The sequence below is a fragment of the Pseudomonas sp. DSP3-2-3 genome (assembly GCF_049898225.1).
In the GTDB taxonomy this organism is placed as follows: Bacteria; Pseudomonadota; Gammaproteobacteria; order Pseudomonadales; family Pseudomonadaceae; genus Aquipseudomonas.
In genome coordinates, this window is the sequence record NZ_JAFCXH010000019.1 from 87,851 (window position 1) to 103,629 (window position 15,779).

Below are 15,779 nucleotides of genomic sequence, written 5' to 3' on the forward strand. Positions count from 1 at the left end.
GGTGCGTTGGCCGGGATGTAGCTTTCTTGTAGTTATACTACATGACCTGCGGGACGCCCAGTTAAACGAGCTTACCCGGTCTTACACCAGAGATTGAATGACCTATCCAGCAATTGCGTGGGATCAATCCGACGTCAACTGCCGTCCCTGGCGGCATATTCATTCAAAACCCCCGCCAACGCCCCCGCCTCAATCGGCCGGCTGATCAGGTAACCCTGCACTTCGTCGCACTCGTTGACCTTGAGGAAATCCAGCTGCACCTGATTCTCGACACCTTCGGCCACGACTTTCAGCCCGAGGCTGTGGGCCATGGCGATGATCGCGCGGGTGATCGCTGCGTCTTCGGTTCCTTCGCCAAGCCCGCGAATAAAGGCCTGATCGATTTTTACGTAGTCCACCGGGAAGCGTTTCAGATAACTCAAGGAAGAATAGCCGGTGCCAAAATCGTCGATAGCGAGTTTTACGCCCAGCTCGCGCAACTGATGAAAGGTCGCAATGATGTGTTCGACGCTGTCCAGCAGCTGGCTTTCGGTCAGTTCAAGCTCCAGCCATTGCGGCGCCAGACCGGTTTCTTCGAGGACCTGGCGCACCAGGCTGACCAGCTTGCCCTGACGCAACTGGTGCACCGACAGGTTGACCGACACGCGAATCGGGGCGAGCCCCTGACGCTGCCATTCGCAGGCCTGGCGACAGGATTCGCGCAGCACGAATTCGCCGATGGCACCGATCAAACCGGTCTCTTCGGCCAGCCCGATAAAATCCCCCGGCGGCACCATGCCCATGACTGGATGCCGCCAGCGCACCAACGCCTCGACAGCATCCAGCCGACCTGTGGCCAGGCACAGTTTGGGCTGATAGAAGACTTCCAGCTGCTTCTCTTCGATGGCCTTGCGCAGCTGAATTTCCAGCTGCAAACGCTCCAGCGTGCTGGCTTGCAGGCTTTCGGTATAGAACTGGAAATTGTTGCCGCCCAAGTGCTTGGCATGCTGCATGGCCATGTTGGCCTGGCTGACCAGCGCCGGGATTTCCCGGGCCGAATCAGGCAGCAGGCTGATACCCACCGACGCGCTGACCACCAGTTCATGCCCGCCCACCGAAATGGGCGTGCGCAGTTTGGCCAGCAACCGGCTGGTTACCCGTGCAAGGCTGGACAGATTGGCGTAGGCATCGAATAACACCGCAAACTCGTCGCCGGACAAGCGGGCGATGGTGTCGGCTTCTGGCAGCGCGCTGCTCAGCCGTCGCGCAACCTGCTTGAGCAACTGGTCGGCGACTTCATGCCCGAGGCTGTCGTTGAGCAGCTTGAAACGGTCCAGATTGATGTGCAGCAACGCCAGGCTTCTTCCGCCCTGGCGCACGCGTTTGTTGGCTTCACGCAGGCGCTCGGTGAACAGCGAGCGATTGGCCAGCCCGGTCAGCTCATCGAAGTGGGTCAGATATCGCATGCGCTCTTCAGATTCGCGGCGCGCGGAAAGATCGGCGAAGAAGCCGACAATATGACTCATCTTGCCTGCACCATCGCGCACTACGCTCAGTTGCAGCCACTGCGGATACAGCTCGCCGTTCTTGCGGGTTTCAACCAGCTCGCCTTGCCAGCTGCCGATTTGCTCAAGCGCCTGATGAATGGCCGAAAAATGCCGCCGCGCATCGCGACTGCTGGCAACGTCGGTCACTTTACGTCCGACCAGATCCTCCGGCTGATAGCCACTGACCCGACTGAACGCCTGATTGACCGTCAGAATGTTGTACTCCGGATCGAAGATCACAATGCCTTCACTGGCGGCTTCAAATACCGTCGCGGCCAGACGCGGCGGGCTTTGGCTGAGCGTCTGATTAGCCTCTTCCAGCTCAAGGGTGCGTTGCGCAACACGTTCTTCGAGGCCCGCCTGCGCATCACGCAAATCGCGCTCGGCATTGCGCCGCTGCTCGATTTCCCGGGCCAGCTCCTGATTGAGCTGGTCGCTTCGGGCTTGCGCTTGCTGCAGGTTCTCGATCAGGGCCTGATTCTGAAAACGCCGGATCAGACCGCGCTGGATCAGCCGATTGACCTGCCAGGCGACCACGATCAGGGCGAACAACAGGATCAGGCCCAGCCAACCCCAACCGCGCAACGGCACGTCACCACCCCAGAACAGGTAAATGATCGGCGGCAGCAGGCACGGTACGGTAAAGGTCAGGAATGCCGTGATGCTCGCGGCGTAAGCAATGCTGGCAGATAAGGTCGCCGCGCCGATCAGGCCAAACACCCAGGCTTGTTGCTGGAAGTTTTCCGCGGGCACCAACACCAGCGCGGCGCTGGCCAGGGTCAGCCCGCTGACCCCAGCCCCGAGCAAGAACATTCGTCCCCAGATCGGCTGAGCCTGGCGCTCGGCAGAAGCACTGCGAAAAGCGGTCGCCTGAATGACCCGCAAGCAAATCAAGGCCGAAAGCCAGCCAAGCCAGATACCCACCAGCAAATAGCGTTGCGGGCTCCACAACAGCCAGGCGCAGACCAGGCCATTGATAAACATGAGCAGGGTTGGCAGTAGCGAACCCTGGTACAGCAGGCGTGTGCGCTCGACCGCCAACTGGGTGGCGAACTGCTTGCTAATGTTGCGCCGGTCAGCAGCTGTCGCGTCCTGGGCACTGGAGCTGAATGTCATGGCAGATTCTTATAATGATAGGGCCTTGAGCGTGCACGGAGCATACACAAGCGATGTCACAGACCAAACTGTCCGAGCTCATATAAATAGCGGTTAGTCGGTTACTTTGGTCGTAGATGCTTGATCTTTTCGGTGCCGATGCACGCTTGTGGGGACTGACTTACCGGTCGTCCGGAACCCTGCGTTTATCGCCTGGTGCAAAGCATGGTTTGCCCGGCTTCGCTCGGCACCCTAGAATGCGCCGATGCGCGATGACCTCTCCCTTCTGCTTAATTCCCTCAACGATGCCCAACGCCAGGCCGTAGCTGCCTCCGTGGGTCGTCAGTTGGTCCTGGCCGGCGCTGGTTCCGGCAAAACCCGTGTGCTGGTGCATCGCATCGCCTGGTTGATCCAGGTCGAGCAAGCCTCGCCACACTCTGTCCTGTCGGTGACGTTCACCAACAAGGCGGCTGCGGAGATGCGCCACCGCATCGAGCAGCTGATGGGGATCAACCCGGCGGGCATGTGGGTCGGCACCTTCCACGGCCTGGCGCACCGCCTGCTGCGTGCGCACTGGCAGGAAGCCGGTCTGGCGCAGACGTTCCAGATCCTGGACAGCGATGATCAGACCCGGCTGGTCAAGCGGGTGATCCGTGAGCTGGGCCTGGACGAACAGCGCTGGCCGGTCAAACAGGCCCAGTGGTTCATCAATGGCCAGAAAGACGAAGGCCTGCGCCCGAAACACATTCAGGCCAGCGGCGATTTGTTCCTGGCGACCATGAAGTCGATCTACGAAGCCTACGAAGTCGCCTGCCAGCGCGCCGGGGTCATCGACTTTTCCGAATTGCTGCTGCGCGCCCTTGACCTGTGGCGCGACAATCCCGGTCTGCTCGCCCACTACCAGCGGCGCTTCCGGCACGTTCTGGTGGACGAATTCCAGGACACCAACGCCGTGCAGTACGCCTGGTTGCGCCTGCTCGCCCAGGGTGGCGACAGCCTGATGGTGGTCGGCGATGACGACCAGTCGATCTACGGCTGGCGCGGCGCGAAAATCGAGAACATTCACCAGTATTCCGATGATTTTCCTGACACCGAAGTCATCCGTCTGGAACAGAACTATCGCTCCACCGCCAGCATCCTCAAGGCGGCTAACGGCCTGATCGTCAATAACAGCGGCCGCATGGGCAAAGAGCTGTGGACTGATGTCGGCGATGGCGAGCTGATCAATCTGTATGCCGCCTTCAACGAGCACGATGAGGCCCGCTACGTGGTGGAAACCATCGAAAGCGCGCTCAAGACCGGCCTGGCGCGTAGCGACATCGCCATTCTTTACCGTTCCAACGCCCAGTCGCGGGTTCTCGAAGAAGCGTTGCTGCGCGAGCGGATTCCGTATCGCATCTATGGCGGCCAGCGCTTCTTCGAACGCGCCGAAATCAAGAACGCCATGGCGTACCTGCGTTTGCTGGAAGGTCGTGGCAACGATGCGGCCCTTGAGCGCGTGATCAACGTGCCAGCGCGTGGAATCGGCGAAAAAACCGTCGAAGCCATTCGTCAGCACGCGCGCCACGCCGATGTGTCCATGTGGGAAGCCACGCGCCAGCTGATCGCCAATAAAGGCCTCACTGGGCGCGCTGCTGGCGCTTTGGGGCTGTTCGTCGAGCTGATCGAAAATCTTGCAGCCAAGGTCATGGAAATGCCGCTGCACCTGATGACGCAAACCGTCATCGAGCAGTCCGGCCTGATCAACTATCACAAGGAAGAGAAAGGCGAAAAAGGCCAGGCTCGGGTGGAAAACCTTGAGGAATTGGTCAGCGCCGCGCGCAACTTCGAGAACGCTGAAGAAGACGCTGAGCTGACACCACTGGCGGCGTTCCTTGGTCATGCGTCGCTGGAATCGGGCGACACTCAGGCTGAAGAGCACGAAGACAGCATTCAGTTGATGACGCTGCACAGCGCCAAGGGCCTGGAATTCCCCTATGTGTTCCTGGTGGGCATGGAAGAAGGCCTGTTCCCGCACAAGATGAGCCTTGAAGAACCGGGCCGTCTTGAGGAAGAGCGTCGTCTGGCGTACGTCGGCATCACCCGCGCCATGCAACAGCTGGTGATGACCTACGCCGAAACCCGACGTCTGTATGGCAGTGAGACCTACAACAAGGTCTCACGCTTCGTACGCGAGATTCCGCCATTGCTGATTCAGGAAGTGCGCCTGTCCAATAGCGTGAGTCGGCCTTTTGGTGGTACGCAAAAAGTCAGCACCAGCAGTCTGTTCAACGGCACCGGAATCCCGGAAACCGCGTTCAGCCTGGGCCAGCGCGTGCAGCACGCCGTGTTTGGCGAAGGCGTGATCCTCAACTTCGAAGGCGCCGGCGCCCAGGCGCGGGTGCAGGTCAATTTCGAAGAAGGCAGCAAGTGGCTGATGATGGGGTATGCGAAGCTCGAAGCGATTTGATTCGAAACTTTGTGCGACCGGCTTAGTGGGACCGGCTTTAGCCGGGAAGAGGGTTATACATCCGCCGCATCTTCAGCGTCAGAAATGCCTCCTTCCCGGCTAAAGCCGGTCCCACGAGGATCACAGCTTGAATCTCCCACCCGTCAGCTCCATATAGATGACTACGCCCAACGGCGGTGTCCTACAGAACTTTTACCGAAGCCCTACAGACCAACCTTTATAGGGTCTTCGGGCTCTTACGCAAAAGCCGGAAACATTTGGCCACTAGCTATACACCTATGCCCTATGCAATATGGCGCGCGTGCAATCCATAAAACGGGAATACCCTTATGCAACGTTTTCTAAGCATCGCTCTGGCGCTGTGCATCGGGCTCACCATGAGCCTTGACGCCAGCGCCGCGCGTTTCGGTGGCGGCAAGAGCATGGGCTCGGCGCCGACTCACCAGGCGCGCCAAACTGCTCCGTCCACCCCTGCCGCTGCGCCTAACGCTGCCGGTCGTCCTGCACCTGCTGCAAGCGGTGCTTCGCGCTGGCTCGGCCCGTTGGCCGGTATCGCTGCCGGCGGCCTGCTCGCTTCCATGTTCATGGGCGACGGCTTCCAGGGGATGCAAATCTTCGACATCCTGATCATGGCGGTCATTGCCTTCCTGATCTTCCGCTTCATCGCGGCCCGTCGTCGCAAGCAACAAGGCCCGCAAATGGCCACTGCTGCCGGTCCTGCTGCGTTTCAGCGTGAAAGCGTTGAACAGCCTGCGCAGAACTCGATCTTCGGTGGCGGTTCTTCCGCTGCAGCGCCAGTGATCAACGCGCCAGCATGGTTCAACGAAACCCGCTTCCTCGAAGCCGCTCGTAGCCACTTCCAGTCGCTGCAACAGCACTGGGATGCCAACGAGATGGACAAGATCTCCGAGTTCGTGACCCCGCAAATGCTGGAGTTCCTGAAAAAGGAACGTGCCGATCTGGGCGAAGGCTTCCAGTCGACGTTCATCGACAACCTGAACGTGCAACTCGACGGCCTGGATGATCGTGCAGACAAGACCATCGCGACCCTGACGTTCAGCGGCGTCTCCAAGACTTCGCGCTTTGACCAGGGTGAAGTGTTCAGTGAAAGCTGGAACATGGAACGCCCTCAAGGCGACAACCAGCCTTGGCTGGTTGCCGGTATCCGCCAGAACGGCTGATCCGCTGCGTCATGAAAGCTGCATCCAAAACCCCGGACTCGTCCGGGGTTTTGTCTTATCTGTTCGAATAGTTATTTTGAGAAAGGCTTTAGGCTACTGTATAACCCGCGCCATCAGTTTAGAGGAGCCAGGCCGTGGAAGAAGTCATTGAACAATTACGTGAAGCGAATGAACCAGTCCCGGTTCCGCTTGAATTGCCCGACGAAGACCAGCTGGTAGAAGTCGAGGAACAGCTGTTCATCAACATCCCGTTCGTCTTCAAAGAGTTTTTGCTGACGGTCAGTGATGTGGTGTACGGCAGCCTTGAGCCGGTGACGATCACCGATCCGCAATCGCACACGTACTTGCCTGAAGTTGCCGCGAACGCGTGGGACATCGGCGTGCCGCGCGAGCTGATCCCGATCTGTCAGGATGGCGAAGACTACTACTGCGTCGAAGAAGACGGCACCGTCGTGCTGTGGTCCGGCGAAGAAGAGCTGGTTACCGAAGAAAGCTGGGAATCGGTCTGGCACTGGGCGCGGGACGTCTGGCTGGAAAGCTGAGTCCGCGTTAATCGGGAGCCGACCGAGCCAGGGCAATCCTAATGCTCGGACGGCTCCTGATGATTGCCCAGGGTTTCCAGCAACGCGATCTGCATGCGCGTATGCACCCGGATGAACCAGCGCCAGGCGACGGCAGCCACAATCGCCGCGATGACTGCGATCAAGATCAGCAGTTCGCTGGTCGGCAGAATGCTCGCCGACAACGCCGCCAGCAGCAGGAAAATCACCAGTAGCGACAACAACGGAATCACCTCGGCGATCACCTTGCGCACCCGTGCAGTGTGGCGACCGGCCATTTCCGGCTTCACGCCCATTTCCGCCAGCAACATCGACAGGGCCTTGAGCTTGCGATACGCAGCGATCAGGAACGGCAGCGACAGCAACAAAGCTGCGCCGCAGATCCAGGCTTTCTGCAGGCTCTCATCGGCGATCCATTCGCTCATGTACACACCGATGCGCTCGGCGAAATAACCGCCGCTGAAGAAAATCGCCATCACCAATGCCAGATTGATCCCGACTTGTAGCAGGATCTTGCGGATCATCGACGCCAGCAACGCGCCTTCGCCTTGTGGCTGAATGCTGCGCAGCCATTCGCCATACATGCCGAACACCCGGGCCACGCGCTGCGGCACGATACCGGCCAGCTTGTGCGACAGCGGATCTGCACCGCGAATCAGATAAGGCGTCAGCAGCGTCGTTATCGCAGACACCGCCACCGCGACCGGATAGAGGAAGTCGCTGGTGACCTGCAACGTCATGCCCAGGGCCGCGATGATGAAGGAGAATTCGCCAATCTGCGAAAGCCCCATCCCGACCCGCAGGGATGTTTTGCCGTCATTGCCGGCGATAAACGCACCAAGGCCGCAGGAAATCATTTTGCCCAGCACCACAGCGACGGTGATAACGGCGATGGGCCAGGCGTAATCCAGCAGGATCATCGGATCGATCATCAAGCCAATAGCGACGAAGAAGATTGCGCTGAACATGTCGCGAATAGGCTCGATCAGGCGCTCGATTTTCAACAACTGCCGGGACTCGGCCATGATCGCCCCGATCAGGAACGCGCCGAGAACCATGCTGTATTCCAGCTTGACCACCAGCAGGCAGAAGCCAAAACACAGGCCCAGAACGGTAATCAACAGCATCTCGTTGCTTTCGAATTTGGCGACGTAAGCCAGCAATCGCGGCACCAGCAGAATGCCGATGACCAATGCCACGATCATGAACAGCGACAGCTTGCCGACCGTGGAAAAAACCTCCCCGGAACTAACCGTGCCGCTCACTGCAATCCCCGACAACAGCGCGATGATGCCAATACCCAGAATGTCTTCAACGATCAGCACGCCGAAAATCAGCTGCGCGAAGTGCTGGTTTTTCATCTTCAGGTCGTTGAGCGCCTTGACGATGATGGTGGTCGAGGAAATCGCCAGGATCGCGCCGAGGAACAGCGAATCCATGGAATTCCAACCGAAGAACTGGCCGATCTCATAGCCGATCCAGATCATCAGGGTGATTTCGAGAAACGCGGCGATAAACGCCGTGGCACCGACCTTGAACAACTTGCGCAGGCTGAATTCGAGGCCCAGGCAAAACATCAGGAAAATCACCCCCAGCTCGGCGAGGGTCTTGATGGTCTGCTCGTCATGGATGAGCCCGACCGGCGGCGTGTGCGGGCCGATGATGAAGCCGGCGACGATATACCCGAGGACCACCGGTTGTTTCAGGCGATGAAAGACGATCGTCACGACACCGGCCACCAGCATGATCACTGCCAAATCCTGAATAAAACTGATGGCATGCATGGTTCCGGCTCCTTGAGAAATCGACAGCGCGAGCCCGTTAATGCCTGGCCGTCGCGACGAAAATTCTGATGAATATGTAGGAATTAACCCGATCCACGGGCTTTTGCAGGTTAACACCGCACATTCATTGCGAAAGCCGGTGCAATATATGGAAACAGATCGGCTTGAGCGCGTGACGGCCCTGAGCCAGCAAGCGTCCCGATAACTGTTCTTTGTTGATTAGCTCTTTGTTGATCAATAGCCCGAAAGCACCGCCATAAGGTGCAAACCTCTGAACCGCCTTGATCGTGAGTACGCTATGGAACCCGGAAACGCCCAGCTGTCGATGACTGTATTGATGACCCCGGACATGGCCAATTTCTCTGGCAACGTGCACGGCGGTACCCTTCTGAAATACCTCGATGAAGTCGCCTACGCCTGCGCCAGCCGCTATGCGGGCCGCTACGTCGTGACCTTGTCGGTGGATCAGGTGATTTTCCGCGAACCGATTCATGTGGGCGAGCTGGTAACGTTCCTGGCGTCAGTCAACTACACCGGCAATACATCGATGGAAGTCGGCATCAAAGTGGTGACGGAGAACATCCGCGAGCGCTCGGTGCGCCACACCAATAGCTGCTTCTTCACCATGGTCGCCGTAGACGACCAGCGCAAACCGGCCAGCGTCCCGCCGCTGGAGCCGGAAAGCCCTGACGGCAAACGCCGCTACATCCAGGCCCAGCAGCGTCGGCAGATTCGTCAGGAGCTGGAAAAGCGCTATCAGGAAATCAAGGACGAAACACTGTAATTCAGAAGAGCCATCTGTTGTAGGGACGAGTTTGGGTGGGAGCGAGCTTGCTCGCGAAGAGGTCATACGACCCACGCGTTTCTGGTGGCTGAACCACCACCTTCGCGAGCAAGCTCGCTCCCACAGGTTCGTGCCTTACAAGTTTACTGCTGCCCTTACAACCGCACCGCCTCGAACTTCACCCGCGGATGAGCGATTCGGTCCTGGGCGCGCACCAGTTCCAGTTCGTAGCTGCCGCAAGCCTGGGTTTCCAGCAGCACCTCATGAACCGCCGCTGCGGCGAATTCGAAAGCAGCCACCGGCGCGTCCCCCAACAGGATGCGCGCCAGGAACAACCCGGAGGTCAGATCGCCAACGCCCACTGGCTGACGCGGAAAGGCCAGTAGCGGGCGGCGCAGGTGCCAACTGGCATCGGCAGTCACCAGTAACATCTCAAAGCCGTCAGCGGCCTTGCCGGGGTAATCCAGGTGTTTGACCACAATGGCTTTCGGCCCACGCGCCAATAAAGCCCGGGCCATGCTCAGGCAATCGAGCAGCGATTCGGGTTTGCGCCCAGAGAAGCTGTCCAGCTCCAACTGGTTGGGGCACATGAAATCCGCCACCGCCGCCGCTTCTTCCAATAGAAAATCACTGACCTCGGCTGGCACGCTGCAACCCTTCTCCGGATGGCCCATTACCGGGTCGCACAGATACAACGCCTTGGGGTTGGCCGCCTTGATCCGCGCAACGCCCGTGAGAATCGCCCGCCCCTGCGCCGCACTGCCCAGATAACCCGAGAGCACCGCATCGCAATTGCCCAGCTCGCCGATGGCGGCGATGCCGTCGATCAACGCAGGAATCTGCTGCGGCGCCAGCACTTCGCCGGTCCATTGCCCGTATTGCGTGTGATTGGAGAACTGCACCGTATTCAGCGGCCAGACATTGACCCCGACACGCTGCATCGGAAACACAGCAGCGCCGTTGCCAGCATGGCCGAATACAACATGAGACTGGATGGCGAGCAAATGGGGTGTACGTTTCATGACAAGATCCTGAACACGATGCAAATGCAGTAAGAAGAAATTTAAGTCGCGCAGTATGGCTGGAAATCATTAGAGACGGTTAAGCTGGAGACTCTTCGTTGGAGCGCCCTTTTCATGCTGACCTTGGGAAACATGTTCGTCTTGATGCTGCTTGCAACCGGCGCTGCCTGGTTGTGGCATTCCCATGGCTTGCGCGAACGCGCGCTGGAGCGGGTCAAGCAACATTGCGCCCGACTGGAACTGGAACTGCTGGACGGCAACGTGGCATTGCGTCGCCTCACCTTCGCCCGCGATGCCCAAGGCCGTAAACGCTTGGCGCGGGTGTATAACTTCGAATTCACGGTCACGGGCGAGCATCGGCATCCCGGCACCATCACCATGTTCGGCGCCCACAGTGCGCAGATCGAGCTGGCGCCCTACCCGTTTGAAATCAAAACGCCGCCGCCGTCAGCGCAAATCATTCAATTGAGTGAATGGCGTCAGGAACACAACAAGTGGAAGCAGTAACGCACAAACTTGCTGTGGATAACTTGAGCTAGAGCAAGCACGCCGCCAACTGCGCCTGCAATCGGGCCTCGTCCTGAGCCTCGCTGAAGATCAGTTCCAGGCGGGAATCCTTGCGCCATTCGCTGATGTGCCACTCAATCGCAGCGCCTTCCAGAGCATTGGCCGAAAACCAGCCAGCCGGGCTGTGGATAACCAGCTTCGCTCTTCGCCAGGACAGGTTTTCCAGCCACTGCTGAATGCGCGTCAGGTCGAAACGCTGGCCGGGATGCCAGCGCCAGCCGATGCTCCAGCCTTCCACCTGACCCTGACTGAGGCAGATCGGCTGGTGTGGATCAGTCCAGATCGCGGGCATCTGCGCCAGGCTTTTCGGCAGAATCAGCTTATCAACAGCTGAGTTATCCACAGCCCCTTGCTGATTAACTCCCGGTAACTCCGACAGCGGCAGCGCACCCAGTTCCGTCCAGATCAGAGGTCGATTCGGCAATGTCTCGACGATGCGCTTTCGCTCATCTTCACTCAGCTGCGCGGATTTATTCAGCACCAGCAAACCCGCGTCCGCCAGGGCATCCTGCTGGCTGGGCGGCAGCGCCTGACCCTTCGCCAATGACACTGAATCAAGCACCATCACACTTGGCTGCACCGCCAGCACGCCTTGCCATGGCGCTTCACGCAACTGCTTGAGCAATTGCGCCGGATGGCCGAGACCGGAAGGCTCGATCAACAGACGATCCGGCCTGGATTTGCGCAACAAACGGCCCAGGCCGATCTGGAATGGCGCGCCGTTCACGCAGCAAAGGCAGCCACCAGCCACTTCGCCAAGTGAGATACCATCGGCGGCCGTGGCCAAGAGCGCGGCATCCAGCCCGATCTGACCAAACTCGTTGATCAGGATCGCCCAGCGTTCATGCACGGGCTTTTGCGCCAGCAGATGCTTGATCAGGCTGGTCTTGCCGGCGCCCAGAGGGCCGCTGATGACGTGGGTCGGGATGTTTTGCAGCATGTGGATCGCTTCTGAAGATGGCGAAATAACGAACTATCGATATGAAATTCAGGAAGGCAATAATGCGCGTGATCAAGCGGCCGTTGTGGCTGGCATTGGTGCTGTTGGCGATGACGTCGAATCAGGTCCTGGCCGAGGCGTGTTTGGTGCATACCCAGGCCGAGCGACTCGACGTGAAAGTCTGCCAGGAAAACCGCACCATTCCGCAAAAGCTCTTCAAGGAAGGTTTCTGCCAACCGCAGCTGGCTGGACAGAAAGTCGACGTCACCTACTCCGAGCAATGCCCGGCGGGGGCTTTCGGCGTGTGCAGCAACGCGCAAGTCGCCAATATGCCCTATCGCGAGAACATTCACTATTACGGCGTCGCCAGCGACGCGCATTACCTCAAGCCGTTTTGCGAAGGGCAAAGTCAGGGGCAGTGGTTGGTGCCGTAAGGACGCTGAATCACAGCGGGATTACCGTGGGACCGGATTTATCCGGGAAGGCGTCGGTTCAGTCAGAGAGATAGCCGGAGCCTGTCCCGGCCTCTTCGCGGGCAAGCCTCGCCAACGAGCATTTCAATCCAGCCAATCCAGGCTCAACAACAAACGGCGCCCGTCCTTGCGCGGTTGCGGCGAGCGGTGGATCAGGCCGAAGCCTTCATTGCCGATCCAGCGTTCGCCCTTGAGCAGCGCGACGTCGCCACTATTGATCTGCTGGATCTTCAGCGCATCCTGCGGCTCGGCTTTCGCCCTGCCCAATTGGCTGCGATCCATGGTGCCCTCTTTCAACCATTGGCTGCCGATTCCGGCATAGGTCGTGATCAGCCGCACCGGAACGTGATCAACATGAAAGCGTGGGCACATCGCCTTGTCCAATACCCGCAGGCGCAGGCCAATGCACTTCGCGCCCAGCAGACACGCGTAAGCGCTGACCAGCCACGATACGTCGGCAATAAACCCCGAATACCCTTCGAGATCCGCATAGGCTGAGGCCAGGCCGCGCAGCTCAGGCTCGGCGTCGTCATCAGCCATTTCCAGGGTCATGGATTCGGCCAGAGGTTCGTTCAGCGACAGCAGCAACTGGCCGAAGTCTTCGATGTGCGCTGGCAGTTGACGTTGCCAGATAGCCAGATTGACGTCCTCCTCAAGGATTTTTCCAAGGATCTCCGGCTTGTCGGCCTGAACCTGGCGAACCAGCGGACGCCATTTCAATGCGGGTGCCAGCATCAGGCGGCCTCCTCGTCATGCCAAGGGCCGAATGGGTCCGGCAGCTGACCCCAGCCGTCGATTCCGAGCGCCATTTCCGCGTCGGTCAGCAAACAATCGTCCAACTCAGCCGCGAGCTGGGCGAAGTCGATGTTCTGGCCGATGAAGACCAATTCCTGACGACAGTCGCCAGTTTGCGAGCTCCAGGTCTGCATGATCGCCGCGTTGCTTTCTTTGTCCTCCGGCCATTGCACAGCAGGCACAAAACGCCACCAGCGACCGGCGAACCCGTGACGCATCAATCCGCCAGCCTGAGACCAGCTGCCCGCGTCTTTGGGTTTGCTGGCCAGCCAGAAAAAACCCTTGGAGCGCAGCAGCTTGCCGTTGGTCCATTCGCGATCAATGAAGCTGAAAAACCGCTCGGGATGGAACGGGCGACGCGCGCGGTAAGCCGTGGACGCGATGCCATATTCTTCGGTTTCCGGCACATGCTCGCCACGCAGCTCTTTGAGCCATCCCGGCGCCAGGGAAGCGCGCTCAAAATCGAAACGCCCGGTGTTGAGGATTTTCGCCAGTGGAACCTCGCCCATGACCATGGCGATGATTTCCGCATGGGCATTGAGGCGCTGCAAAATCGCCATCAACTCCTGGCGTTCGCTGGAGCTGATCAAGTCGATCTTGCTGATCAGGATCACGTCGGCGAATTCGATCTGCTCGATCAGCAGGTCGGTGATCGAGCGTTCGTCATCATCTCCCAGGGTTTGCCCGCGACTCGCCAGACTTTCAGCGGCCTGGTAATCGAGCAGGAAATTTACCCCGTCGACCACCGTGACCATGGTGTCCAGGCGGGCCATATCCGCCAGGCTTTTGCCCGCCTCGTCGCGAAAGGTAAAGGTTTCCGCCACGGGCAGCGGTTCGGAAATCCCGGTGGATTCGATCAACAGATAATCGAAGCGCCCGTCCTGAGCCAGGCGACTGACTTCTTCGAGCAGGTCTTCGCGCAAGGTGCAGCAAATGCAGCCGTTGCTCATCTCGATCAGTTTCTCTTCGGCACGGTTCAGGCTGACATCACGCTGAACTTCGCTGCCATCGATGTTGATCTCGCTCATATCGTTGACGATCACCGCCACCCGCAGGTTTTCACGGTTGCGCAACACGTAATTGAGCAAGGTACTTTTGCCCGCGCCAAGAAAGCCGGACAGCACAGTAACGGGAAGACGATTGGGCATGAGGGTTCTCATCGGCGGCTTGGGACAGGTTGCAGGATGTTTATGTTATAATATAACAATACAAACATGCCAATCTTTCGATTACGTGAAGATCCGTTGACGCGAGGCTTGCCCGCGAAGCAACGCCCCGCCAACAAGTTAGCCCCTACACCTGCCCTGCTTTCTGCCCCTGCTGCCACGCCACATACGAATCAGCCGGCGGGTTGCGTTGGAAATAACGTTGCAGCCCTGCAAACAATCCATCAGCCACAGCCTGCTGATGACGCGCCGTGACCAAACGCTGGCTGTCGCGCACGTTGGAGATAAACCCGGTTTCCACCAGAATCGACGGCACATCCGGCGACTTGAGCACAGCAAACCCGGCCTGTTCGACGCGTTTTTGGTGCAGCGTGGTGATGTCAGCCAGGCTGCCGAGAATGGTATTGCCCAGTTGCAGGCTGGCGGCGATGGTGGCATTCATCGACATGTCGAGAATCACTCCCGCAAGCATCGGGTCCTTGTCCTTGAGGTTCAGCAGGCTGGTAGCGCCCAGCAGATCCGCGCCGTTTTCCCGCTGCGCCATGAAGCGCGCCGTCGCCGACGTCGCTCCGCCTTCCGACAACGCATACACCGAAGCGCCGGACGCTGTGAGCCGTGGCGCGGCATCGGCGTGGATCGAGATAAAGATATCGGCGTTGTATTTGTGCGCGACGTCCACGCGTTTGCGCAGCGGCACGAAGAAGTCCTCGTTGCGCACCAGACGTACGTCGAAGCCTTTCTCGCGCTTGATCCGCTTGGCCAGCAGCTGGGCAATGGACAGCACCACGTCTTTTTCCCGTTCGCCTTTGGCCCCAATCGCGCCTGGGTCTTTGCCGCCGTGACCAGGATCAATCACCACCATGACATCGCGCTTGGGATGGGCCTTGTCGAGCAACGGTGAGGGCTGCGGCGCAGGCGGCTGTGCGCCCACCGCAGCCAGTTGCACGGGCGTATGCAGCGCTGCACCCAGGTCCAGAACCAGTCGATGCCCCTGGCTACCTTCCGGCCCCAGCAGAAAACTGTTGAGCTGCACCGGCGCGGTCAGATCCAGCACGATGCGTGTGTCATCGCCCTGACCGTAATGGCCGGAGCGAATCGACTTGATCGGCGTATTGGTCAAGGCGAGCTGGCTGAAATCTCCGGTAAGACGCGCGCCACTGATATCGATGATCAACCGGTCCGGCGCGCCCAGAGAGAAGGTCTTGTAGTGCACCGGGCCGCTCAGATCCAGCACCAGCCGCAGCTTGTCATCGGTCCGCCACAAACGCGCGTTGCGAATCTGCGCAGCATCAGCACCCAAAGGCAAAACCAGTGCAGCGCTGGCCAGTAAGAGATTGAGCAAAATTTGACGTCGGTGCATGGCATGGCTCACTAAAGTTGCAGAGCATCCCAGCCCAAAAAGTAATCGTCGGTCTAACTGTAATAATATAACATGAT

Annotated in this window: 13 protein-coding genes; 6 read left to right on the forward strand and 7 right to left on the reverse strand. The window is 59.1% G+C overall.

Annotated elements, in window-relative coordinates; genetic code table 11:
• Positions 1–134: 134 nt before the first annotated feature.
• Complete coding sequence (locus ACP7E4_RS20865) at positions 135–2,642, reverse strand: putative bifunctional diguanylate cyclase/phosphodiesterase (protein ID WP_426119283.1); 2,508 nt, start codon at positions 2,640–2,642, stop codon at positions 135–137.
• A gap of 244 nt (positions 2,643–2,886) precedes the next feature.
• Here ACP7E4_RS20865 and uvrD point away from each other — a divergent pair, with 244 nt between their 5' ends.
• From uvrD to ACP7E4_RS20880, 3 genes are all read left to right on the forward strand, one after another.
• Positions 2,887–5,070, forward strand: a complete 2,184-nt coding sequence (gene uvrD, locus ACP7E4_RS20870) for a DNA helicase II (protein ID WP_426119285.1) — start codon at positions 2,887–2,889, stop codon at positions 5,068–5,070.
• A gap of 329 nt (positions 5,071–5,399) precedes the next feature.
• Positions 5,400–6,251: a Tim44 domain-containing protein gene (locus ACP7E4_RS20875; protein ID WP_426119286.1), complete on the forward strand. Its 852-nt coding sequence runs from the start codon at positions 5,400–5,402 to the stop codon at positions 6,249–6,251.
• Positions 6,252–6,385: 134 nt separating this feature from the next.
• The gene (locus ACP7E4_RS20880; protein ID WP_020291645.1) at positions 6,386–6,793 is read left to right on the forward strand and encodes an SMI1/KNR4 family protein; all 408 of its coding nucleotides are present in this window, start codon (positions 6,386–6,388) and stop codon (positions 6,791–6,793) included.
• 38 nt (positions 6,794–6,831) lie between these two features.
• Here the strand turns inward: ACP7E4_RS20880 and ACP7E4_RS20885 are convergent, their stop codons facing one another.
• On the reverse strand, positions 6,832–8,595 hold the full coding sequence (locus tag ACP7E4_RS20885; protein ID WP_426119288.1) for a cation:proton antiporter: 1,764 nt from the start codon (positions 8,593–8,595) through the stop codon (positions 6,832–6,834).
• A gap of 298 nt (positions 8,596–8,893) precedes the next feature.
• On the opposite strand from ACP7E4_RS20885, the gene ACP7E4_RS20890 reads away from it, so the two are divergent.
• Positions 8,894–9,379: an acyl-CoA thioesterase gene (locus tag ACP7E4_RS20890; RefSeq protein ID WP_027901706.1), complete on the forward strand. Its 486-nt coding sequence runs from the start codon at positions 8,894–8,896 to the stop codon at positions 9,377–9,379.
• A 155-nt stretch (positions 9,380–9,534) separates the two neighbouring features.
• Here ACP7E4_RS20890 and pdxY read toward each other — a convergent pair whose 3' ends face one another.
• On the reverse strand, positions 9,535–10,401 hold the full coding sequence (gene pdxY, locus ACP7E4_RS20895) for a pyridoxal kinase PdxY (RefSeq protein WP_426119289.1): 867 nt from the start codon (positions 10,399–10,401) through the stop codon (positions 9,535–9,537).
• Positions 10,402–10,515: 114 nt separating this feature from the next.
• On the opposite strand from pdxY, the gene ACP7E4_RS20900 reads away from it, so the two are divergent.
• The gene (locus ACP7E4_RS20900; RefSeq protein ID WP_426119291.1) at positions 10,516–10,908 is read left to right on the forward strand and encodes a DUF3301 domain-containing protein; all 393 of its coding nucleotides are present in this window, start codon (positions 10,516–10,518) and stop codon (positions 10,906–10,908) included.
• 28 nt (positions 10,909–10,936) lie between these two features.
• Here ACP7E4_RS20900 and ACP7E4_RS20905 read toward each other — a convergent pair whose 3' ends face one another.
• Positions 10,937–11,908 (reverse strand): CobW family GTP-binding protein, encoded by a 972-nt coding sequence (locus tag ACP7E4_RS20905; protein WP_426119292.1) that lies wholly within the window; start codon positions 11,906–11,908, stop codon positions 10,937–10,939.
• 62 nt (positions 11,909–11,970) lie between these two features.
• Between ACP7E4_RS20905 and ACP7E4_RS20910 the strand changes: the two genes are divergently transcribed.
• On the forward strand, positions 11,971–12,342 hold the full coding sequence (locus tag ACP7E4_RS20910) for an NADH:ubiquinone oxidoreductase (RefSeq protein ID WP_426119293.1): 372 nt from the start codon (positions 11,971–11,973) through the stop codon (positions 12,340–12,342).
• 123 nt (positions 12,343–12,465) lie between these two features.
• Here ACP7E4_RS20910 and ACP7E4_RS20915 read toward each other — a convergent pair whose 3' ends face one another.
• The 3 genes from ACP7E4_RS20915 to ACP7E4_RS20925 all read right to left on the reverse strand — a co-directional run bounded on the left by ACP7E4_RS20915 (position 12,466) and on the right by ACP7E4_RS20925 (position 15,702).
• On the reverse strand, positions 12,466–13,116 hold the full coding sequence (locus tag ACP7E4_RS20915; protein ID WP_426119294.1) for a DUF1826 domain-containing protein: 651 nt from the start codon (positions 13,114–13,116) through the stop codon (positions 12,466–12,468).
• Positions 13,116–14,324, reverse strand: a complete 1,209-nt coding sequence (zigA, locus tag ACP7E4_RS20920; RefSeq protein WP_426119295.1) for a zinc metallochaperone GTPase ZigA — start codon at positions 14,322–14,324, stop codon at positions 13,116–13,118. Before zigA ends, ACP7E4_RS20915 begins: the two co-directional genes overlap by 1 nt.
• A gap of 145 nt (positions 14,325–14,469) precedes the next feature.
• The gene (locus ACP7E4_RS20925; protein WP_426119296.1) at positions 14,470–15,702 is read right to left on the reverse strand and encodes an N-acetylmuramoyl-L-alanine amidase; all 1,233 of its coding nucleotides are present in this window, start codon (positions 15,700–15,702) and stop codon (positions 14,470–14,472) included.
• Between the last annotated feature and the right edge of the window lie 77 nt (positions 15,703–15,779).